The organism is Ideonella sp., from assembly GCF_041914305.1.
In the GTDB taxonomy this organism is placed as follows: domain Bacteria; phylum Pseudomonadota; class Gammaproteobacteria; order Burkholderiales; family Burkholderiaceae_C; genus Ideonella.
In genome coordinates this window covers 1-21,844 of sequence record NZ_JAYSDQ010000011.1, presented here as the reverse complement: position 1 = coordinate 21,844, position 21,844 = coordinate 1, and the positions used below count along the sequence as shown (strand labels likewise).

The following is a 21,844-nucleotide window of genomic DNA, read 5'->3' as shown; positions in this document are numbered from 1 at the left end:
AAGCCTCAGCTTCTGTCGGCCCGACACGGCTCGATCACCACGGTTTGCGCGGCAAAAAAACAACGGCCGGTGCGCAGGCACCGGCCGTTGACGGGAAGCGGAGGTTCAGGCGGGGTTCAGCGTGCCGAGGCCACCGGGCCGTAGCCGCCATGCCCCGGGTTGCCGGAGCCCGGCCGCACCGAGTGCCAGTTCTGCACCGGCGGGCCGTGGTGATACCCCGGGCGGAAGACCACCGGCGGGCGGTAGTAGTACGGCCGCGGTGCCGCGTAGTAGACCGGGCGCGGCGCATACACCACCGGCGCCACATACACCGGCGGCGGCGGCGCGTAGACCACAGGCGGCTCCACATAGACCGGGGGCGGCGCATACACGACCGGCGCGGGGTAGTAGCGCGGGGCATGCCCACCGTTGATCACGGTGCCCACATGCACCCCGGGGGCGATCGGCGCGTTGATGCCGACCGACCAGCTCACGCCGCCGGCCTGGGCGGGCACGCTGACGGCCGCAACAGCCAGCGCGGCGGCAAAGGGGGCAGAGAAAGCAAAGCGAAGCAGGCGGGTGAACATGTCAGCTCCTTTCGAGCGGGCGGCCGTGGCGGTCACCCTTTGAGCGAACAACGAAGCGGCGGAACACGCCGTTGACGGCGGGTCGTGGCAAGTTGTAACCCCTCGCGCGCCCGGCCTGCCGACACCCTCGCCGCGCAGGGCTGCCGCACAGGCGGCCCCCTACAATCGATCGCTACTTTTCCCAGCGATCACCCGCTACATGAGCGACCACAAGTCCACCCCCGCCTCCGAGGCAGCCAAGCCGAGCAACTTCCTGCGCGCGATCGTCGAGCGCGACCTGGCGGCGGGCACCTACGACCAGCGGCCCTTCGGTGGCAGCCCGGGTGATGCCGCCCACCATGCGGCGGGCCAGCCCGACCCGGCGCGCGTGCGCCTGCGCTTCCCGCCCGAGCCCAACGGTTACCTGCATGTGGGCCACGCGAAGAGCATCTGCCTGAACTTCGGCCTGGCGCGCGACTTTGGTGGCGTGTGCCACCTGCGCTTCGACGACACCAACCCCGAGAAGGAAGAGCAGGAGTACGTCGACGCGATCGAAGAGATGGTGCACTGGCTGGGCTGGGACTGGAACGCCTTCGGCACGCCCCACCTCTATTTCGCCAGCAACTATTTCGACTTCATGTACCGCGCGGCCGAGCACCTGATCGAGCGCGGCCTGGCCTATGTCGACGAGCAGACGGCCGACGAGATGCGCGCCAACCGGGGCGACTTCACCACCCCCGGCACCGACAGCCCGTTCCGCGGCCGCACGCCACAAGAGAACCTGGCGCGCTTTCGCGAAATGCGCGATGGCCAGCATGCCGACGGCGCGATGGTGCTGCGCGCGAAGATCGACATGGCCTCGCCCAACATCAACCTGCGCGATCCGGCCATCTACCGCATCCGCCGCGCGACCCACCACAACACCGGCGACAAATGGTGCATCTACCCGATGTACACCTACGCCCACCCGATCGAAGACGCGCTGGAGCGCATCACCCACTCGATCTGCACGCTCGAGTTCGAAGACCAGCGGCCGTTCTACGACTGGCTGCTGGAGCGCCTGGCCGAAGGTGGCCTGCTCTCGCACCCGCTGCCCAAGCAGTACGAGTTCGGCCGGCTCAATCTCAGCTACGTGATCACCAGCAAGCGCAAGCTGAAGCAGCTGGTCGACGAGAAGCATGTCGAAGGCTGGGACGACCCGCGCATGCCCACGCTGGCCGGCATGCGCCGGCGCGGCTACACGCCCGCGGCGATCCGCAAGATGGCCGACGACTCGGGTGCCAGCAAGACCAACATCTGGCTCGACTACTCGGTGCTCGACATCGCGCAGCGCGACGACCTCGACCCGCAGGTGGCCCGCGCGATGGCGGTGATCGACCCGCTGCCGCTGAAGCTGACCAACTACGCCGACGTGTTCGGCAGCGGCCACGAGCCCTGCCACGCGCCGGTGCACCCGCACCACCCCGAGATGGGCCAGCGCCAGTTCAGCCTCGGCCCGGCGCTGTGGATCGAGCGTGACGACTTTGCCGAAGTGCCGCCCAAGGGCTTCTTCCGCCTGTTCCCCGGCAACAAGGTGCGGCTGAAGTACGGCGTGGTCGTCGAGTGCACGGGCTGCGAGAAAGATGCCAACGGCCACATCACCGCCGTGACCGCCACCATCGTGCCCGACACCAAGAGCGGCACGCCGGGCGCCGATGCGATCAAGGTCAAGGGGGTGATCACCTGGGTCGGCGCGCACGACGCGGTGGCCACCGAGCTGCGCCTGTTCGACCGCCTGTTCACCGAGGCCCAGCCCGATGCCGGCGGCCGCGACTACCTCACCGTGCTGAACCCGGCCAGCAAGCGGGTGGTGCAGGGCTATGTCGAGCCTTCACTCGCCGGCGCACCGGCCGAGACCCGTGTGCAGTTCGAGCGCCACGGCTACTTCATCACCGACCGCGTCGACCACCGCGCCGATGCGCCGGTGTTCAACCGCATCACCGGGTTGAAGGACAGCTGGGGCAAGTAGAACGGGGAAATGCACTCTCCTTGATCTGCGTCAAACATCGATTTGGTTCCCTTGGCGCAGGGCGGAAACAGCAGGAGATGGCGATCGTTGATCGGTGAAAGGTGATGGGGAAGTCGGCCGCAAGATGCACGCTTGCGCTGCGGTGCCGACTATTCCAACCATTTCATCGAGGGGGTGCGCCATGCGCAACAACCAACCGGTCACACAGAGGGAGTTCGACTTCCCCGCCGACACGACCTTGATGTCGAGCACCGACACCAGCGGCCGCATCACCTACGCCAACGAGGCCTTCGTCGCGATCAGCGGCTACGAGGCCGCCGAGCTCCTGGGCCAGCCGCACAACCTGGTCCGCCACCCGGACATGCCGGCCGAGGCCTTCGCCGACATGTGGGCCACCCTGCAGGGCGGCGAATCGTGGACGGCGCTGGTCAAGAACCGCCGCAAGAACGGCGACCACTACTGGGTGCGCGCCAACGCCACGCCGGTCACCCGCGACGGTCGCACGGTGGGCTACCTGTCCGTGCGCACCCAGCCGGGCCGCGACGAGGTGGCCCGTGCCGAAGCCTTGTATGCCGCCCTGCGTGGCGGCCAGGCCGGGCCGCTGCGCTTGTTCAAGGGTGCCGTGGTGTCGCGCCGCGCGTGGTCGATCCCCACGCTGGCCAAGACCATGCCGGTGCGCTGGCGCGTGCGGCTACCACTGCTGGGTGTGGCCTGCACGGCGGTCGCTGCGGCGGCCGCCTCGGGCCTGGCCGCCGCACCGCTGCTCGGCATGGCTGGCGCCACGCTGGCCGGCACCGGGCTGGCGCTGTGGGCGCTGCAACACCAGGTCGTGGCGCCGATCGAGGCGTTGCGCACCCATGCGCAGCGGGTGGCCAACGGCGAAACCAACGAGCTGCACAACGACCGCGTCGACGAGATCGGCATGGCCCAGCGTGCGGTGAACCAGCTCGGCCTGATGTTTCGCTGGATCATCGCCGACGTGGCGCGGCAGGTGGTCACCTTCCAGGCGGCCAGCGGCGAGATCGCCCAAGGCAACGACGACCTCAGTGCACGCACCGAGCAGTCGGCGGCCAGCCTGCAGCAGACGGCATCGTCGATGGAGCAGATGAGCGCCACCGTGCGCCACAACGCCGACACCTCCCGGCAGGCGGCGGAGATGGCCTTGCAGGCCAGCAGCGCGGCAGAACAGGGGTCGGCCTCGGTGGCGAAGGTGCGCGAGGCGATGCAGGGCATTGCCGACTCCAGCCACCGGATCGCCGACATCCTCGGCGTGATCGACGGCATTGCGTTCCAGACCAATCTCCTGGCGCTGAACGCCGCGGTCGAGGCGGCGCGGGCGGGCGAGCAGGGCCGCGGCTTTGCCGTCGTCGCGGGTGAAGTGCGGGCGCTGGCCCAACGCAGCGCGGGCGCGGCTCGCGAAATCAAGTCGCTGATCGCCGAGAGCGCCGAGCGCGTCGACACCGGCGGCCACGATGTGGCCCAGGCCAACGCCGCGATGGACGGCATTGTTCGGCAGATCGCCCGGGTGAACGAGCTGCTGGCAGACATCAGCACGGCCACCACCCAGCAGTCCACCGGCATCGGTCAGGTGAACCAGGCGATCAGCCAGCTGGACCAATCGACCCAACAGAATGCCGCACTGGTCGAGCAATCTGCGGCGGCAGCACAAAGCCTGCGTGAGCAGGCGCAGCGGCTGGTGGGGGCGGTCTCGGTGTTTGGCGCCGGCTGATCCGGCCGGGGCTCGACGGGCTTTTCAGGCCCACAACCGGTAGGCCCAGAACGACTCGTTCTCGGCGATCAGGCGGTACAGCTCGGCCGGGCTGAAGCCGGTCACGCGCCGGGTCTCGCGGCACAGGTGCGACTGGTCGGCGTAGCCGCCGCTCGCGGCCACCGCCGCCCAGTCCGGCGGCCCCGAAGCGGCCACGTCGAGAAACGCCTGTTCGGCGCGCGCAATGCCACGCAGCTCGCGCATCGACTGGCCGGCCCACTGCTTGATGCGCCGCTCCATCTGGCGCAGGCTGCGTCCCGGGTGCGAGGTGGCCGCCCGCAGCGCCAGGCCCTGGGCCCAATCGGCGTAGCGGTGGCCCGCCAGCGCCACGTGCGGCCGCGCCGCCTGCCAGCGCGGGTCAAGAAAGTCCTCGATCAGGCGGATGCGGGTGTCGTCGTCCGCCGCGGCCTGCACCGCCTCGCACATTGCGATCCAGTCCGGCGGCAGCACCCGGGCCGCATCGTCGAACCGGTCGACCCAGTGGTCGGCTTCGAGCCCCACCAGGTGGTGCATCGCGTCGGGCAACAGCAGCAGCATCATGCCGTGCGTGGGGCCCGGGTTGCGCCACAGCGTGGGCCCGCGGTAAGGGCCGCCGAACACGAATCGCCCCGGCATGCGCACCACCGGCCCGTGCGGATCGCCGAACGGCAGCATCTCGGCCTCGCCCTCGAACCACCAGCTCAGCGTGCACAGCGGCGAGGCGGGAAAGTAGCTCAGGCGCTGGCTGTCGCTGAGCGCGGCAGCGCGGGTGTCACGCCCCATCACCCCGCGCACGCAGGCACTGAGCGACACGCGCGGCAGCCACAGGCGGTTGACGGCGGCCGACAAGGTCGGCGCTGCGGTATCGACAGGCATGCCGGCCAGTGTAGAGGCCCGCCGCCTCGGGAGCCGCCGTGCCCCCACGGTGTCGACATCGTTCAAGACGAGCCGCCACGCCAAGGTTCACACTGCCCCGCATGGACCTTGCCACGACGACCCCCGAAACGCCCCCGACGACCACTGCCCGCCCCGCCGGCGCCCGACCGCCGGGCCCGCAGCGCCGCTGGTGGGGCCTGCCGCTGTTGCGCGAGATGAAGGCCGACTACCTGGGCTTCACCGCCGGCCTGCACCGCGCGCATGGCGACATCAGCCACATGCACATCGGCGCCGAGCACGCCTACGACCTGTTCACGCCCGAGCTGGCGCGCGAAGCGCTGGTCGACCATGCCGACGCGCTGGTGCGCTGGCAGCGGGGCATCGAGATCTTCGAGCAGGTGTTCGGCCAGAGCGTGCTGGTGACCGAGGGCGCCACCTGGCAGCGCCAGCGCCGCATGCTGCAGCCCGCGTTTTCGCCCAAGCGCGTGGCCGGCTACGCGGCGCTGATGCGCGATGCCGCGCTCGACGCGCTGGACCACGCGGTCCCCGCCGGGCAGGCCCAGGGCCTGGTCGAGATGGACGCGCTGTGGACCAAGGTCGCGATGGACGTGATCATGCGCACGCTGTTCACCAGCCGTGCCTCACGCGACGCCCGCGACGCGGCCGAGGCGACGCAGGTGCTGTCGGAGGCCGCAATGCGCGAGATGTTCTGGCCGATGACCCTGCCCGACTGGCTGCCGCTGCCGGGCAAGGCGAAGAAGCGTCGCGCCTTGAAGGCGCTGCGCGGCCTGGTGGGGCGGCACATCGCCGAGCGGCGCGCCGAAGCGGCCGACACACCGTGCGACGACCTGCTGGCGCACCTGCTGGCGCTGCGCGACGAAGGCACCGGCGCCGCCCTGTCAGACCAGGAGGTGTTCGATCAGTGCATGGTCAGCTTCCAGGCCGGGCACGAAACCTCGGCCACGGCGCTGTTGTGGTGGAGCCGGCTGATGGCCGAGCACCCCGAGGTGGCCCGCCGTGCGCAGCAGGAGGTCGACGCCGCACTGGGCTCGCGCGAACCGGGCGCCGAGGACCTGCCCGCGCTGCCCTGGCTGACCGCCACGTTGAAGGAGGCGATGCGCCTGTACCCGCCGATCGCCGCGTTGATGTCACGCCGCACGACGCGCGAGATCACGCTCGGTGGCTGGGTCATCCCGCCCGGGGCGATGCTGCGCATCACGCCGTGGGTGCTGCAGCGCGACGCCCGGTCGTTCAGCGAGCCCGACCGCTTCATGCCCGAACGCTTCATGCCCGACGCGCCCCCGCCGCCGCGCGGCGCGTGGATGCCCTTCGGCAGCGGGCCGCGGGTGTGCATCGGCCAGCACTTTGCGATGCTGGAGATGACGCTGGTGGCCGCCCTGCTGCTGCAGCGCTACACACTGGCCTTGCCGCCGGGCGCCGGCCAGGCCGAGCCGGTGATGAACGTGACACTGCGCCCGCGCGGCGGCGTGCGGCTGCTGCTGCAGCGGCGCACGCCCCGGCCGCAGGGATGAGTCAGCTCGCTGGGCCCGCCATCACCTTGCCGGTGCCGACAGGCCGCTCGCCCACGCTTTGGCGCGGCGCGATGCGCGTGTCCAGCGGCGCCGGGCGGTAGCCGGGCTCGAAACGGCAGCCGGCGCCAAAGCGCGCCTCCAGCGCAGGGCAGGCGGCGGCGATGCCGGCCGGGGTGGGCTTGTCGCCCTGGTCGACCCAGCGCAGCAGCGCCTGCATCAGCGTGGCGTAGGCCGCATCGCTGAGGTAGCTGTGCTCGCGGTCGCGGGTGAAGGTCTGCACCAGCCGATCGGCGCGGCCGGCGCGGGCCACCGTGCGCGCGAACTCGTTGTCGAGCTCGACGAACGCGGTTGCGTCGTCGATGCCGTGCACGCTCAGCATCGGCAGGTCGATGCGGCCGGTCGGGTCGGTGTCGGCACTGAAGCGGGCGATCGCCGCGGCATCGGCGGTGTAGCGCAACACCTGAGCGTTCAGTGCGTCATCGTCGGCCGAGCCGGTGTAGCGCACGCGCAGGTTGCCAAATGCCGGCGCCCCACCGGTGCGGCGCTGCGCGATGTCTTGAAAGTGCCAGGTGGCCCACGCCAGGTGCGGCAGGATCGCTGTTTCGGGGATGCGGATCGTGCGGGTGATCGTCTGCACTTTCTGCTGCTGCTCGGCGCTGCGTTGCCCGGCGGGCTTGTTCAAGCCCAGGCAGTCGTTGACACGCTGGGTCAGCTGCGCGCGCGTCAGCGTCGAGCCCTCGGGCAGGCCCTGCCACAGCGGGTAAGGCGGCTCGTCGGGCTTCGGGTGGTTGTGGCACAGCGCCTGGTAGACCACGCGCAGGTCGAGCCGAAAATCGTACGAACGCGACCCACCGCCGAGCACGCCACTGGTGAGCAGCACCGCGTCGTAGGCCGGCCGCTGGCCCGGCACCAGGCGGCCGTAGACCTCGGCCGTGCGCGCCGCCACGCTGGCGCCCCACGACTGGCCGTGCAGCACCGTGCGGCGCGGCTGCTGCACATGGTCGACGAAGATGCGGCGCACACGCTCGGTGTCTTCGGCGGCCGACAACACCGCCACGCCACCTTGGTGAAAGCTCGAGCCAACCCACGCATAACCGGCCCGCACCATCACCGACCAGCGCTGCAGGTCTTCGACCACCCGCTCGACCTTGGGCTCGCCGAGTGCGGGGCCGCCGTGCGCATGCACCACCAGGTCGCCCTGCCCACCCTGCCAATCGGCGGGGATCGCGATGCGGTAGAAGGCGCCGGCGCTGTCGCGGCCACCGAGGCAGCGTGTGCCGGCAGGCAGGCCGCTGGGGCAGTCGACCGGTTGCGGCGCGGCCTCGGTGGGCCAGGCGGTGGCCACCGCCGGCGCGCTGGGCGCTGTCGTGCCGGCACAGCCCGCCAGAGCGGCCAGCGCAGCGGCGGTCAGCCATCGGGGTGAACAGGTCATGGTCGATCGGGGCATGGGTCTCTCCGGCCGGCACACGCGGCCGTGCCATGATCAAGGCCCGTTCTGCTCGCCACATCCGTAGTCGCCACAGCGGCCCGAGCCCCACGCGACACGGCCCCCACCGATGCGATTGCCCGACATCACGCGCCGCGACTTTCTCAATGGCGTGGCGCTGGCCACGGCGCCGTTCGGCGCCGCGGCGGCGACCGACCCCCACACTGGCCACACCGACCCGATCGCGCTGCGCAGCGGGCTGCAGGGCCAGACCGACACGGCCAACGCGACGGCCCATGCCTGGCGCGACGACCCTGCGCGTTTTCGCGACGCGGCCGCCGAGGTCGACCCCGAGATCGAAGACCTGGTCGTCGTCGGTGCCGGCTTGAGTGGCCTGGCCGGCGCGCACCTGTTTCGCCAGCATGCCGGCCGGCCGGTGCGCATGCTGCTGCTCGACGCGCTCGACGAGGTCGGTGGCCACGCGCGGCGCAACGAGTTCGTCTCGCGTTCTGGCGTCAAGCTGATCGGTTATGGCGGCTCGCAGTCGCTCGATTCGCCGAGCCTGTTTTCACCCGCCGCCGCGGGGCTGCTGAAAGACCTGGGCATCGAGCTCGATCGCTTCAAGACCGAGTTCTTCGACAAGGGCTGGTCCGAGCGCCAAGGCCTGACCCAGCACGGCCTGTTCTTCGGCCGCGAGGCCTGGGGCGAGGATCGGCTGGTGCGCCACGGCAAGGACGAGGCCGTGGCCGACTGGCTGGCGCGCACGCCGATGACACCGGCCGCGCAGGCCGGCCTGGCGGCGCTGCTCGGTGCGCCGCGCAACGTGTTGCCGCAGCTGAAGACGCCAGCCGCGCGCCGCGGCGCGTTGGCGGGCATGACCTACCGCGACTTCCTGCTTCAACGCTGGAAGGTCGACGCGGCGGTGCTGCGCTTCTTCCAAGGCGAGACGCAGGGCTACTTCGGTGTGGGCATCGACGCGACAACCGCCTTGGACGCGTGGGCCGCCGGCCTGCCCGGCTTCGAGGGGCTCGCGTTGGGCGAAGGCCTCGACGCGCGCATGTCGCCCAGCGGCCGCCAGCTGATGGCCAGCCAGGACGAATACATCTACCACTTCCCCGACGGCAACGCCGGTGTCGCGCGGGCGCTGGTGCGCTCGCTGATCCCGTCGGCACTGCCCGGCCAGGGCATGGAGGCGCTGGTCGATGCGACGCTGGACCGCACGCGGCTCGACGCGCCGGACGAGGCGGTGCGCATCCGCCTGGGCGCCACGGTGATCGGCCTGCGCCACCTGGGCCCGCCGGCACAGGCCGAGCGGGTCGAGCTGCGCTATGTCGACGCCACCGGCCGCGTGCGCGTGGTGCGCGCGCGCCAGGTGCTGCTGGCCTGCTGGCACCGCGTGATCGCACGCCTGACGGACGAGCTGCCGAAGGCCCAGGTCGACGCGCTGAACGACCAGGTCAAGACGCCGCTGCTCTACACCACGGTGCTGCTGAACAACTGGCGCGCCTGGCAGCAAGCGGGCCTGCACGGCTTCAACATCGTCGACGGCTTCTGGGGCGACGTGGCGCTGGACTTCCCGGTCAGCATGGGCACGCAGCGCTACCCGCAATCGCCCGACGAGCCGATCCTGCTGCACCTGAGCAAGGTGGTGGTGCCGGGCAATGGCGCGCCGGCCCGGGCCCAGGCGTCACAGGGCCGCGCAATGCTGCTGGGCTGGCGCTTCGATTTCCTCGAACAGCAGGTGCGCACGCTGCTGCAGGGCGCCCTGGGCGAATTCGGTTTCGACGCGGCCCGCGACATCGAGGCGATCACCGTCAACCGCTGGGCCCACGGTTACGCCTACGAATACATGCGCCCCTGGGACCGCTACTGGCCGCAAGGCCCACTGCCCTGCGAGCGCGCCCGCCGCGGCTGGGGCCGGGTGGCGATTGCCAATGCCGACGCCGGCGCCTACGCTTATGCCCACAGCGCCTTCGACCAGGCCACCCGCGCGGTGCAAGAGCTGCTGCCGCAGGCCCACCTGCCGGCGTGGAACCGCGTGCCCGGGCCGGACCCGAAGCGCATCGGGCTGGCTTGAAGCCGGGCCATTCGTGACCGCCAGGGCGGCGAGTGATTTCGCGGCCAAGAAAAAGAAAGGGCCACCGAAGTGGCCCTTGTCGTTGGCGCGAGCGCCGTGGTGATCAGCGCTGGGCCAGCGGCTTCACGTCGCGCGGGGCGGCGCCAACGTAAAGCTGGCGCGGGCGGCCGATCTTGTACTCGGGGTCGCCGATCATCTCGTTGAGTTGCGCGATCCAGCCGACCGTGCGGGCCAGCGCGAAGATCGCGGTGAACAGCGGCACCGGGATGCCGATCGCGCGCTGCACGATGCCCGAGTAGAAGTCGACGTTCGGGTAGAGCTTGCGGGCGACGAAGTATTCGTCTTCCAGCGCGATCTTCTCGAGCTCCATCGCCAGCTTGAACAGCGGGTCGTTCTGCAGGCCCAGCGCTTCCAGCACCTCGTGGCAGGTCTCGCGCATCAGCTTGGCGCGCGGGTCGTAGTTCTTGTAGACCCGGTGGCCGAAGCCCATCAGCTTGACGTTGGAGTTCTTGTCCTTCACCTGCTTGATGAACTCGCCGACCTTCTCGACGCCGCCGTTGCGCTGGATCTCCTCCAGCATGTTCAGCGCCGCCTCGTTGGCGCCGCCGTGCGCCGGGCCCCACAGGCAGGCCACGCCGGCCGCGATGGCCGCGAACGGGTTGGTGCCCGACGAGCCGCACAGGCGCACGGTCGAGGTCGAGGCGTTCTGCTCGTGGTCGGCGTGCAGCGTGAAGATGCGGTCCATCGCCCGCACCAGCACGTCGTTCGGCTTGTACTCCTCGCACGGCGTGGCGAACATCATGCGCATGAAGTTGCCGGCGTAGGTCAGGTCGTTCTTCGGGTAGATGTACGGCTGGCCGATGGTGTACTTGTAGGCCATCGCCACCAGCGTCGGCATCTTCGCGATCAGGCGGATCGCGGCGATCTCGCGGTGCTCGGGGTTATTGATGTCGGTGCTGTCGTGATAGAAGGCCGACAGCGCGCCGACCAGGCCGGTCATCACCGCCATCGGGTGCGCGTCGCGGCGGAAGCCGCGCAGGAAGAACTGCATCTGCTCGTTGACCATCGTGTGGTTGGTCACGCGGGCGGTGAAGTCTTCTTTCTGCGTCGCGTTCGGCAGGTCTCCGTACAGCAGCAGGTAGCAGGTTTCGAGGAAGTCGCAGTTCACCGCGAGCTGCTCGATCGGGTAGCCGCGGTACAGCAGTTCACCCTTGTCGCCATCGATGTAGGTGATGGTCGAGTTGCACGACGCGGTGGACAGGAAGCCCGGGTCGTAGGTGAACTTGCCGGTCTGGCCGTAGAGCTTGCGGATGTCGATCACGTCGGGCCCGATCGAGCCCTTGTAGATCGGCAGGTCCATGCTGGGGCTGCCGTCAGAGAACGACAGGGTGGCTTTCACGTCGGACGGGGTCATCGTCGGTTCCTTTCGAGCAAATTCTTCTACAGCGGCGCTGGCGCTCCCCGACTTTCAGCCGGGTTCCCGCATCAAGGCCAGCACTTCTTTCACATCAGGACGGTCCAGCTCGCCTTCGGGTTCTTTGCGCGCGAGCAGCAGATCCAGCAAATCGTTGTCTGACAGGTCCATCAGGCTTTGCAGGCCCTGGACCTGGTCGAGCGTCAGGCCGGCTTCGTGGCGGCGGAAGAAACGTTCGACGAACAGATCGTTCTCGAGCAAGCCGCGCCGGCAGCGCCACTTGAGGCGACCCAGGTCGGCGCTGGACAACACGGCTTGCATCGCATCAGCGGGTGGCGGCGGTCAGACCGCGCGACGCACCATGAGTTCTTTGATCTTGCCGATCGCCTTCGTCGGGTTCAGCCCCTTCGGGCAGACGTCGACGCAGTTCATGATCGTGTGGCAGCGGAACAGGCGGTACGGGTCTTCCAGGTTGTCCAAGCGGGCACTGGTGGCTTCGTCGCGGCTGTCGGCGATGAAGCGGTAGGCCTGCAGCAGGCCGGCCGGGCCGACGAACTTGTCGGGGTTCCACCAGAAGCTCGGGCAGCTGGTCGAGCAGCTCGCGCACAGGATGCACTCGTACAGCCCGTCGAGCTCTTCGCGCTCCTCGGGCGACTGCAGGCGCTCTTTCTCGGGCGGCGGCGTGTCGTTGACGAGGTAGGGCTTGATCGAGTGGTACTGCTGGAAGAACTGCGTCATGTCGACGATCAGGTCGCGCACCACCGGCAGGCCCGGTAGCGGGCGCAGCACGATCTTGCCCGGCAGCGTGCGCATGTTGGTCAGGCACGCGAGGCCGTTCTTGCCGTTGATGTTCATTGCATCCGAGCCGCACACGCCTTCGCGGCACGAACGGCGGTAAGACAGCGTCGGGTCGACGGCCTTGAGCTTGATCAGCGCGTCCAGCAGCATGCGCTCATGCCCATCGAGCTCGATCTCGATGGTCTGCATGTAGGGCTTGGCGTCTTTGTCCGGGTCGTACCGATAAATCTCGAAAGTACGCTTTTCCATGATTCTTGGTTCTCTGCTGGAGGCTTAGAAGGTACGGACCTTGGGCGGCACGGATTCGACCGTCAGCGGCTGCAACTTGACCGGCTTGTAGTCCAGGCGGTTGCCTTCCGAGTACCACAGCGAGTGCTTCATCCAGTTCGCGTCGTCGCGGTTGGGGTAGTCGTTGTGGGCGTGGGCGCCGCGGCTTTCGGGGCGGGCGGCGGCCGAGATCATCGTGGCCTGGGCGGCCTCGATCAGGTTCTCGACCTCCAGCGCCTCGATGCGCGCGGTGTTGAAGACCTTCGAGCTGTCCTTCAGGCCGATGGCCTTGACGCGCTCGGCGACCTGCTTGATCTTGGCCACGCCCTCGTCCATGACGGCCTGGGTGCGGAACACGCCGGCATGCTTTTGCATCGTCGCGCGGATGTCACCGGCCACGTCCTGCGCGTATTCGCCGTTCTTGTTGCCGTCGAGCCGGGCCAGGCGGGCCAGCGTGCGGTCGGCCGCATCGGCGGGCAGCGGCTTGTGGCTCTTGGTCTTCAGCGCGGTCTCGACGATGTGGTTGCCGGCCGCACGGCCGAACACCACCAGGTCGAGCAGCGAGTTGGTGCCCAGGCGGTTGGCGCCGTGCACGCTGACGCAGGAGCATTCGCCCACCGCATACAGGCCGTTGATGATGTCGTTCGGGTTGCCGTTCTTCGGCACCACCACCTGGCCGTGGATGTTGGTCGGGATGCCGCCCATCTGGTAGTGGATGGTCGGCACCACCGGGATCGGCTCTTTGGTGATGTCGACGTTGGCGAAGTTGTGCCCGATCTCGAACACCGAAGGCAGCCGCTTCATGATGGTCTCGGCGCCCAGGTGGGTCATGTCGAGCAGCACGTAGTCCTTGTTGGGACCGCAGCCGCGACCTTCCTTGATCTCCTGGTCCATCGAGCGCGAGACGAAGTCGCGCGGCGCCAGGTCTTTCAGCGTCGGGGCGTAGCGCTCCATGAAGCGCTCGCCGTTGCTGTTGCGCAGGATCGCGCCTTCGCCGCGGCAGCCTTCGGTCAGCAGCACGCCCGCGCCGGCCACGCCGGTCGGGTGGAACTGCCAGAACTCCATGTCTTCGAGCGGGATGCCGGCGCGCGCCGCCATGCCCAGCCCGTCGCCGGTGTTGATGAAGGCGTTGGTCGACGCGGCGTAGATGCGGCCCGCGCCGCCGGTGGCCATCAGCACCGTCTTGGCTTCGAGGATGTGCAGGTCGCCGGTTTCCATCTCCAGCGCGGTCACGCCGACACAGTCGCCTTCGGCGTCGCGGATCAGGTCCAGCGCCATCCACTCGACGAAGAAGTTGGTGCGGGCCTTGACGTTCTGCTGGTACAGCGTGTGCAGCAGCGCGTGGCCGGTGCGGTCTGCTGCCGCGCAGGCGCGCTGCACCGGCTTCTCGCCGTAGTTGGCGGTGTGGCCGCCGAACGGGCGCTGGTAGATCGTGCCGTCGGGGTTGCGGTCGAACGGCATGCCGAAGTGCTCGAGCTCGTAGACGACCTTCGGCGCTTCGCGGCACATGAACTCGATCGCGTCCTGGTCACCCAGCCAGTCCGAGCCCTTGACGGTGTCGAAGAAGTGGTAGTGCCAGTTGTCTTCGCTCATGTTGCCGAGCGAGGCGCCGATGCCGCCTTGCGCGGCCACGGTGTGCGAGCGGGTCGGGAAGACCTTGGACAGCACGGCCACGTTCAGGCCGGCCAGCGACAGTTGCAGCGACGCGCGCATGCCCGAGCCGCCGGCCCCGACGATGACCACATCGAACTTGCGTTTGGAAATCGAGGCGGCCACGTTCACAGTCTCCACAACACTTGAATCGCCCAGCCGGCACAGCCGACCAGCCACACGATGGTGAACACCTGCAGCGCGAGCTTCAGGCCCACCGGCTTGATGTAGTCCATCCAGATGTCGCGCATGCCGACCCACGCGTGGTACAGCAGCGAGACGATGACGACGAAGGTGAAGACCTTCATCCACTGGCGGGAAAAGATGCCCGCCCATTTCTCGTAGCCCATCGGGCCACCGATCAGGATCTGCAGCAGCAGAACGACCGTGAACAGCGCCATCAGGACGGCGGTGACGCGTTGCGCCAGCCAGTCGCGAAAGCCGTAGTGCGCGCCGACGACCAGGCGCTTGGAACCGTGGTTGATTGCCATGAGTGAATTCCTTCGCGGCCGGGTCAGAACAGGCCGAACAGCTTGGCGCCGAGCAGCACGGTCAGCGTCAGGCTGATGGCCAGCGTGGCGATCGCCGACGACTTGCCCTGCTCCTTCGAGACGCTGTGGGTCATGTCCATCCACAGATGGCGCACGCCAGCGACGAAGTGGTGCAAATAGCTCCAGATCAAGCCCAGCGTCACCAGCTTGACGAACCAGCCGGGCAGGAAGCCCAGGCCGGCCAGGTAGGCGCTGCGGAACGATTCGTACGAAATCTCCGAGGTGACGCTGACATCGAACAGCCAGATCACGAATGGCATCAGCAGGAACAGCACGAAGCCGCTGATGCGATGCAGGATCGAGACGATGCCGGCAGCGGGCAGCCGGTAGTTCGGGAGATCCGTCAACGCGTTGATGTTGCGGAATTCCGGGCGCTTGGCCGACGAGGGGGGCGGCGTTCCGGGCAGCGTATTGGCCATGTCGGGGTCCTTGTGTGACGCTCTTGTCGTTCGAGAAGAAGTCCGGCTCCGTTGCGATCTTGCAGCGCGTAATCGCAGTGAAACCGATCGATTCTATTGCAGCGCAGCAAGCTTTCGCCTGCCTTGCCAGAGGGTGCCCGACCCGCCGGCCTGGACACTTATGCGGCACTAATGCAGCGTTAACTCAGCTCGTTGCGGTAGTAGTGCGAAGTGGTGTTGTACAGGCCGCGGCGCAATTCGACCGGCTGGTCGCCATAGGTGCGCGACAGCCGCTCGACGCTCAGCAGCGGTGCCCCGGGCGCCACCTGCAGCAGCTCGGCGGTCGCCTCGTCGGCGGCCACCGCGCGGATCTTTTCTTCGGCGCGGATCATGCGCACGCCAAATTCGGTCTCGAACAGGCCATACATCGGGCCGGCGTACTGCGCCAGGCGCTCGGCGGTCAGGCCCTTGAACATCTGCGCCGGCAGCCAGATCTCGTCCAGCACCACCGGGCGCTCGTTGCGCCACAGCGTGCGCCGCACCAGCAGCGCCGGCTCACCCGCCTTCAGGCCCAGCGCGCGCGCCACCTCGGCCGGCGCACGCATGCGGCGGCAATCGAGGAAGTGGCGGGCCATGCCGGTGGTCGGCCCCTCGTCGGGCGCCAGGCGCAGGAAGCGGTACTGGATCTGCTCTTCGGCGTGCGTGGCGACGAACGTGCCCTTGCCTTGCTTGCGCACCAGCAGGTTCTCGGTCGCCAGCTCGTCGATCGCCTTGCGCACCGTGCCCTGGCTGACCCGAAAGCGCCCGGCCAGCTCGAGCTCGCTCGGGATCGCCTCGCCCGGCTTCCACTCGCCACCTTGCAGGCTCTTGAGCAGCAGGGACTTGATCTGCTGGTACAGCGGGCTGAATGCCGGCCCGGCGGGCAGCGCGGCGCTGTCAGCGTCAGAAGTGGGCGGCAGGTCGACGGGCATGGTGGCGCGATTGCAGCACAGGCGGATGCCCGGCGTCCATGAGAACTGTGTCTTATATAAGACATAAGAATACCAGAATCCAAGGGTGAACCCGAGGCCTGCGCGGCTACACTTGCGGCCTCGGCTCGCGCGCGTGGCCCCGGCCGCCGACGCACCCGACCCAGGATTCACTTCCCTTCCCTTCGGAGACCCTCACCATGAGCAAGAAGCCCGTCCGCGTGGCTGTCACCGGCGCCGCCGGCCAGATTGGTTATGCCCTGCTGTTCCGCATCGCCTCGGGCGAAATGCTAGGCAAGGACCAGCCCGTGATCCTGCAACTGCTGGAGATCCCCGACGAGAAGGCCCAGAAGGCGCTCAAGGGCGTGATGATGGAGTTGGAAGACTGCGCCTTCCCGCTGCTGGCCGGCATGGAAGCCCACAGCGACCCGATGACCGCCTTCAAGGACACCGACTACGCGCTGCTGGTCGGCTCGCGCCCCCGCGGCCCGGGCATGGAGCGTGCCGAGCTGCTGTCGATCAACGGCGCCATCTTCACCGCCCAGGGCAAGGCACTGAACGCCGTCGCCTCGCGCAATGTCAAGGTGCTGGTGGTCGGCAACCCCGCCAACACCAACGCCTACATCGCGATGAAGGCCGCGCCGGACCTGCCGCGCAAGAACTTCACCGCGATGCTGCGCCTGGACCACAACCGCGCGCTGAGCCAGGTCGCCGCCAAGACCGGCAAGCCGGTCGCCTCGATCAAGCAGCTGGCCGTCTGGGGCAACCACTCGCCCACGATGTACGCCGACTACCGCTTCGCCACCATCGACGGCGCCTCGGTCAAGGACATGATCAACGATCAGGTCTGGAACAAGGACGTGTTCCTGCCGACCGTCGGCAAGCGCGGCGCCGCGATCATCGAAGCGCGCGGCCTGTCGTCGGCCGCCTCGGCCGCCAACGCCGCGATCGACCACATGCGCGACTGGGCCCTGGGCAGCAACGGCGGCTGGGTCACGATGGGCGTGCCCAGCAACGGCGAATACGGCATCCCGAAGGACGTGATGTTCGGCTTCCCGGTCACCACCGAGAACGGCGAGTACAAGATCGTCGAAGGCCTGCCGATCGATGCCTTCTCGCAAGAGTGCATCAACAAGACCCTGGCCGAGTTGCAGGGCGAGCAAGAAGGCGTCAAGCACCTGCTGTGAACGCAGCGCTGAACGCGACATGATCGAAGGCCGGTGGGTTCGCCCCCCGGCCTTTTTTCTTGTCGCCAGGAGCCCCGATGAGCGACTGGAACCCCACCCTCTACCGGCAGTTCGAGGACGAACGCACCCGCCCCGCACGCGAGCTGCTGGCGCGTGTGCCGCTGGCCGCGGCGCGCCGTGTCTACGACCTGGGTTGCGGCCCGGGCAATTCAACCGAGCTGTTGGTCGCCCGCTTCCCCGATGCCAACGTCATCGGCACGGACAACTCGGCGGCAATGTTGGCCGAGGCACGCCAACGCCTGCCGCGGCAAACCTTCGAGCTCGGCGACATCGCCGGCTGGGCCCCCGCCGGCGATGCGCCCGACCTGGTCTACGCCAACGCTTCGCTGCAATGGCTGGGCGACCACGGGGCGCTGATCCCGCGCCTGTTCGCCACCCTGGCCCCGGGCGGGGTGCTGGCGGTGCAGATGCCCGACAACCTGGACGAGCCCTCGCACCGGCTGATGCGCGACGTGGCCAGCCAAGCACCGTGGGTCACGGCGATCGGCGATGCCGGCGCGGTGCGCAGCCGGCTGCTGGAAGCGGGGCAGTACTACGACCTGCTGGCACTCGACGCGGCGCAGGTCGACGTCTGGCATACGGTCTACCGCCACCCGATGGCGTCGGCCCACGCGATCGTGCAGTGGCTGCGCAGCACCGGGCTGCGGCCGTTTCTCGACGCGCTGGATGCACCGCTGCAGCAGAGCTTCGTGGCCGAATACGAGCGCCGCATCGATCAGGCCTACCCGGCCCGTGTCGATGGCCAACGCCTGCTGGCCTTTCCGCGCCTGTTCATCGTGGCGCAGCGAAAATCCTGATTTCCCTGCCCCGAGATGGACCCCGCCATGAGCCGCCCCGACCTCGTCCACCCCCGCGACGCCTTGTTCGATGCGGGCGATCTGCTGCCCGAACTGCCGGTGTGCGACCACTACGCCGGCGTCGAGGCGCGCATGCGCAAGGCGCTGGCGCTGCAGGCCGAGCTGGGCCCGGCGTTCGACGTGACGCTGGACATCGAGGACGGCGCGCCGGTGGGCGGCGAGGTCGAGCATGCTCACCTGATTGCCGAGCTGCTGACCGGCGAGCAGAACCAGTTCGGCCGCGTCGGCGTGCGCCTGCCGCAAACGACCCACGCGGCGTTTGCCGAGACCGCGCGCGTGATCGTCGAGCGCGCCGGTGCGCGGGCCGCCTACCTGATGCTGCCCAAGGTCGACAGCGTGGCCGAGCTGCAGGCCGCCGCCACCGAGATCGACCGCCTCGCCGATCAAGCCGGCCAGGCGCGGCGCATCCCGCTGCATGCGCTGATCGAAACCCACGGCGGGCTGCGTGAGGTGCAGGCGTTGGCGGCGCACCCGCGCATCGAGTCGCTGTCGTTCGGGTTGATGGATTTCGTCTCGGCGCACCGCGGCGCGATCCCGCAGTCGGCGATGAGCGCGCAAGGCCAGTTCGAGCACCCGCTGGTGCTGCGCGCCAAGCTCGAGATCGCCGCCGCCTGCCACGGCCACGCCAAGGTGCCTTCGCACTGCGTGGTGACCGAATTCAAGGACGAGGCCGCGATCCAGGCCGCGGCCGAGCGCGCAGCGCGTCAGCTGGGCTACCTGCGCATGTGGAGCATCCACCCCGACCAGATCCGCCCGATCATCGATGCCTTCGCCCCCAGCGTGGCCGAGGTCGACCAGGCGATCGAGATCATCATGGCCGCGCGGGCCGCGAACTGGGCGCCGATCCGCCATGGCCACCGCGGCCGCGAGCAGTTGCACGACCGCGCCAGCTACCGCTACTTCTGGCAGGTGCTGCAGCGCGCGCACCGCACCTCGTTCGCCGGCGGGCCGCAACTGCCGGCCGAGGTGCGGCTCGAATTCTTCGACGCGTGATTTTGTTGTCGCGCACCCTGCGCCAGAGCCCCTCAGGAAACGTTCGGTCACCCCTGCCCCGGACCAGGGCCCGACAATTCCTGCCGTTGTCCCGACCCTCGGAGTTGTCTTTCATGCCTCGCCTGTTGAACCGCACCCTGACCCTCACGCTGGCCGCCGCCTGGCTGGCTGGCGCCGCCACCGTGGCCCATGCCCAGGCCGCCGCCCCGGCCGCCAAACCCGCGGCACCTGCGGCCAAACCCGCCGCCAAGCCGGCCGCTGCGCCGCTCAAGAAGGCCGCCAAGCCCGTCAAGGCCCCGCCGCCCGAGGTTCCCCTGCCGGCCGCCGACGCCGACCAGCAGAAGGCGGCCGCGATGACCCACATCGGCGCCTACCAGTGCGAGATGAACCAGTCGATCGAACTGGCCACGAACCCGAAGTACGACGGCTACGTCGACGTGTCGTTCAACAAGCAGAAGTACACGATGAAGCCGGTGCTGTCGTCCACCGGCGCGCTGCGCCTGGAAGACGTCAAGGGCCAGACGCTGATGATTCAGATCGCCTACAAGTCGATGCTGATGGACGTGAGGGCCGGCCACCGCCTGGTGGACGAATGCGTGCACGAGAAGCAGGCCGCGGCCAAGAAAGCCGCCGAAGGCCAGGCCAGCCAGGGCCTGATGGGCGGCAGCTAAAGCCCCGCCTCGCCCCAACGCCCCACCAAGCCCGGCCCTGCCGGGCTTTTTCATTGCCGGCGCGCCCACTTGGGGGGCGGCAAGCCCCGCCGGCCCGACCCTCGGGCCGGGTCGGGCGTGGGGGCGGCGAGCTTGCGCCGGCGCCGTCCTGCGGGAGAATCGAAAGTCTTGCCCCACCCCCGGCCGGCGCCCCGCTGCGCCCTGCCCCGGGCGGGTCTTGGCAAGTCTTATATAAGATATAAAATAGCGTAGAAACCCTCGCCCCGTTCTTCAGGAGAGCCCCCGCCATGCTGCAAGCCTATCGCCAACATGTCGCCGAACGCGCCGCCCTCGGCATCCCGCCGCTGCCGCTCGACGCCAAGCAGACCGCCGACGTCATCGAGCTGATCAAGAACCCGCCGGCCGGCGAAGAAGCTTTCCTGCTGGACCTGCTGACCCACCGCGTGCCGCCGGGTGTGGACGACGCCGCCAAGGTCAAGGCCAGCTTCCTGGCCGCCGTCGCGCACGGCGACATCAAGGTCGGCCTGGTCAGCAAGGCCAAGGCCACTGAGCTGCTGGGCACGATGGTCGGCGGCTACAACGTCCACCCGCTGATCGAGCTGCTCGACGACGCCGAAGTGGCCGGTGTCGCCGCCACCGCGCTGAAGAAGACGCTGTTGATGTTCGACTTCTTCAACGACGTGGCCGAGAAGGCCAAGGCCGGCAACGCCAAGGCGAAGGAAGTCATCCAGAGCTGGGCCGACGCCGAGTGGTTCACCTCGCGCCACGAGGTCGACAAGAAGATCACCGTCACGGTGTTCAAGGTGCCCGGCGAAACCAACACCGACGACCTGTCGCCCGCGCCCGATGCCTGGAGCCGCCCGGACATCCCCCTGCACTACCTGGCGATGCTGAAGAACACCCGCGAAGGCGCGGCCTTCAAGCCCGAAGAAGACGGCAAGCGCGGCCCGATGCAATTCATCGAAGAGCTGAAGAAGAAGGGCCATGTGGTCGCCTACGTGGGCGACGTGGTCGGCACCGGCTCGTCGCGCAAGAGCGCCACCAACTCGGTCATCTGGGCCACCGGGCAAGACATCCCGTTCGTGCCGAACAAGCGCTTCGGCGGCGTCACGCTGGGCGGCAAGATCGCGCCGATCTTCTTCAACACGCAAGAAGACTCGGGCAGCCTGCCGATCGAGGTCGATGTGTCGAAGCTCGAGATGGGCGACGTGATCGACATCCTGCCGTACGAAGGCAAGATCGTGAAGAACGGCGAGACGGTCGCCGAGTTCTCGCTCAAGAGCGACGTGCTGTTCGACGAAGTGCGTGCCGGCGGCCGCATCAACCTGATCATCGGCCGCTCGCTGACGACCAAGGCGCGCGAGTTCCTGGGCCTGCCCGCCTCCACGATCTTCCGCCTGCCGAAGCCGCCGGTGGACACCGGCAAGGGCTACACGCTGGCGCAGAAGATGGTCGGCCGCGCCTGTGGCCTGCCGGTCGTCAACGGCCAGCAGAAGGGCATTCGCCCGGGCACCTACTGCGAGCCGAAGATGACGACCGTGGGCTCGCAGGACACCACCGGCCCGATGACGCGCGACGAGCTGAAGGACCTGGCCTGCCTGGGCTTCAGCGCCGACCTGGTGATGCAGAGCTTCTGCCACACGGCGGCCTACCCGAAGCCGGTCGACGTGAAGACGCACCGCGAGCTACCCACCTTCATCAGCAACCGCGGCGGCGTCGCGCTGCGCCCGGGCGACGGCATCATCCACAGCTGGCTCAACCGCCTGCTGCTGCCCGACACCGTGGGCACCGGCGGCGACTCGCACACCCGCTTCCCGAT

The 21,844-nt window shown here is 68.8% G+C and carries 19 protein-coding genes; 9 read left to right on the top strand and 10 right to left on the bottom strand.

The features are described from left to right. Positions 1-116: 116 nt before the first annotated feature. A complete protein-coding gene (locus ACE3SG_RS15455; RefSeq protein WP_374566382.1) occupies positions 117-566 on the bottom strand; it encodes a hypothetical protein in 450 nt (149 codons plus the stop codon). Between the two features lie 199 nt (positions 567-765). On the opposite strand from ACE3SG_RS15455, the gene ACE3SG_RS15450 reads away from it, so the two are divergent. Both ACE3SG_RS15450 and ACE3SG_RS15445 read left to right on the top strand, forming a co-directional pair. Next, positions 766-2,553 (top strand): glutamine--tRNA ligase/YqeY domain fusion protein, encoded by a 1,788-nt coding sequence (locus ACE3SG_RS15450; protein ID WP_374566380.1) that lies wholly within the window; start codon positions 766-768, stop codon positions 2,551-2,553. A gap of 181 nt (positions 2,554-2,734) precedes the next feature. Next, positions 2,735-4,282 (top strand): methyl-accepting chemotaxis protein, encoded by a 1,548-nt coding sequence (locus ACE3SG_RS15445; RefSeq protein ID WP_374566378.1) that lies wholly within the window; start codon positions 2,735-2,737, stop codon positions 4,280-4,282. Between the two features lie 24 nt (positions 4,283-4,306). Here ACE3SG_RS15445 and ACE3SG_RS15440 read toward each other — a convergent pair whose 3' ends face one another. Beyond that, positions 4,307-5,176 (bottom strand): helix-turn-helix domain-containing protein, encoded by an 870-nt coding sequence (locus ACE3SG_RS15440; RefSeq protein WP_374566376.1) that lies wholly within the window; start codon positions 5,174-5,176, stop codon positions 4,307-4,309. Positions 5,177-5,277: 101 nt separating this feature from the next. On the opposite strand from ACE3SG_RS15440, the gene ACE3SG_RS15435 reads away from it, so the two are divergent. Beyond that, positions 5,278-6,708: a cytochrome P450 gene (locus ACE3SG_RS15435; protein ID WP_374566373.1), complete on the top strand. Its 1,431-nt coding sequence runs from the start codon at positions 5,278-5,280 to the stop codon at positions 6,706-6,708. A gap of 1 nt (position 6,709) precedes the next feature. Here the strand turns inward: ACE3SG_RS15435 and ACE3SG_RS15430 are convergent, their stop codons facing one another. Beyond that, on the bottom strand, positions 6,710-8,155 hold the full coding sequence (locus ACE3SG_RS15430) for a hypothetical protein (protein WP_374566371.1): 1,446 nt from the start codon (positions 8,153-8,155) through the stop codon (positions 6,710-6,712). Positions 8,156-8,264: 109 nt separating this feature from the next. On the opposite strand from ACE3SG_RS15430, the gene ACE3SG_RS15425 reads away from it, so the two are divergent. Beyond that, on the top strand, positions 8,265-10,211 hold the full coding sequence (locus ACE3SG_RS15425; RefSeq protein ID WP_374566369.1) for an NAD(P)-binding protein: 1,947 nt from the start codon (positions 8,265-8,267) through the stop codon (positions 10,209-10,211). A gap of 103 nt (positions 10,212-10,314) precedes the next feature. Here ACE3SG_RS15425 and gltA read toward each other — a convergent pair whose 3' ends face one another. The 7 genes from gltA to ACE3SG_RS15390 all read right to left on the bottom strand — a co-directional run bounded on the left by gltA (position 10,315) and on the right by ACE3SG_RS15390 (position 16,260). Beyond that, positions 10,315-11,625 (bottom strand): citrate synthase, encoded by a 1,311-nt coding sequence (gene gltA, locus ACE3SG_RS15420; protein WP_374566367.1) that lies wholly within the window; start codon positions 11,623-11,625, stop codon positions 10,315-10,317. 54 nt (positions 11,626-11,679) lie between these two features. Next, positions 11,680-11,946, bottom strand: a complete 267-nt coding sequence (locus ACE3SG_RS15415; protein WP_374566366.1) for a succinate dehydrogenase assembly factor 2 — start codon at positions 11,944-11,946, stop codon at positions 11,680-11,682. Positions 11,947-11,967: 21 nt separating this feature from the next. Further along, positions 11,968-12,672: a succinate dehydrogenase iron-sulfur subunit gene (locus ACE3SG_RS15410; RefSeq protein ID WP_374566364.1), complete on the bottom strand. Its 705-nt coding sequence runs from the start codon at positions 12,670-12,672 to the stop codon at positions 11,968-11,970. A gap of 24 nt (positions 12,673-12,696) precedes the next feature. Beyond that, the gene (gene sdhA / locus ACE3SG_RS15405) at positions 12,697-14,403 is read right to left on the bottom strand and encodes a succinate dehydrogenase flavoprotein subunit (RefSeq protein WP_374566674.1); all 1,707 of its coding nucleotides are present in this window, start codon (positions 14,401-14,403) and stop codon (positions 12,697-12,699) included. Positions 14,404-14,468: 65 nt separating this feature from the next. Then, positions 14,469-14,831, bottom strand: coding sequence for a succinate dehydrogenase, hydrophobic membrane anchor protein (sdhD, locus tag ACE3SG_RS15400; protein ID WP_374566362.1), 363 nt, complete (start codon positions 14,829-14,831; stop codon positions 14,469-14,471). Positions 14,832-14,854: 23 nt separating this feature from the next. After that, positions 14,855-15,310: a succinate dehydrogenase, cytochrome b556 subunit gene (gene sdhC / locus ACE3SG_RS15395; protein ID WP_374566360.1), complete on the bottom strand. Its 456-nt coding sequence runs from the start codon at positions 15,308-15,310 to the stop codon at positions 14,855-14,857. A 179-nt stretch (positions 15,311-15,489) separates the two neighbouring features. Beyond that, on the bottom strand, positions 15,490-16,260 hold the full coding sequence (locus ACE3SG_RS15390; RefSeq protein WP_374566359.1) for a GntR family transcriptional regulator: 771 nt from the start codon (positions 16,258-16,260) through the stop codon (positions 15,490-15,492). A gap of 197 nt (positions 16,261-16,457) precedes the next feature. Between ACE3SG_RS15390 and ACE3SG_RS15385 the strand changes: the two genes are divergently transcribed. From ACE3SG_RS15385 to ACE3SG_RS15365, 5 genes are all read left to right on the top strand, one after another. Beyond that, positions 16,458-17,444, top strand: coding sequence for a malate dehydrogenase (locus tag ACE3SG_RS15385; RefSeq protein WP_329724127.1), 987 nt, complete (start codon positions 16,458-16,460; stop codon positions 17,442-17,444). 77 nt (positions 17,445-17,521) lie between these two features. Further along, on the top strand, positions 17,522-18,301 hold the full coding sequence (gene tam / locus ACE3SG_RS15380; RefSeq protein ID WP_374566357.1) for a trans-aconitate 2-methyltransferase: 780 nt from the start codon (positions 17,522-17,524) through the stop codon (positions 18,299-18,301). A 27-nt stretch (positions 18,302-18,328) separates the two neighbouring features. Then, on the top strand, positions 18,329-19,354 hold the full coding sequence (locus tag ACE3SG_RS15375; RefSeq protein ID WP_374566355.1) for a CoA ester lyase: 1,026 nt from the start codon (positions 18,329-18,331) through the stop codon (positions 19,352-19,354). 113 nt (positions 19,355-19,467) lie between these two features. Continuing rightward, on the top strand, positions 19,468-20,025 hold the full coding sequence (locus ACE3SG_RS15370) for a hypothetical protein (RefSeq protein WP_374566353.1): 558 nt from the start codon (positions 19,468-19,470) through the stop codon (positions 20,023-20,025). A gap of 287 nt (positions 20,026-20,312) precedes the next feature. After that, positions 20,313-21,844: bifunctional aconitate hydratase 2/2-methylisocitrate dehydratase (locus tag ACE3SG_RS15365; RefSeq protein WP_374566351.1), on the top strand; the 1,532-nt coding region annotated here is incomplete at its 3' end.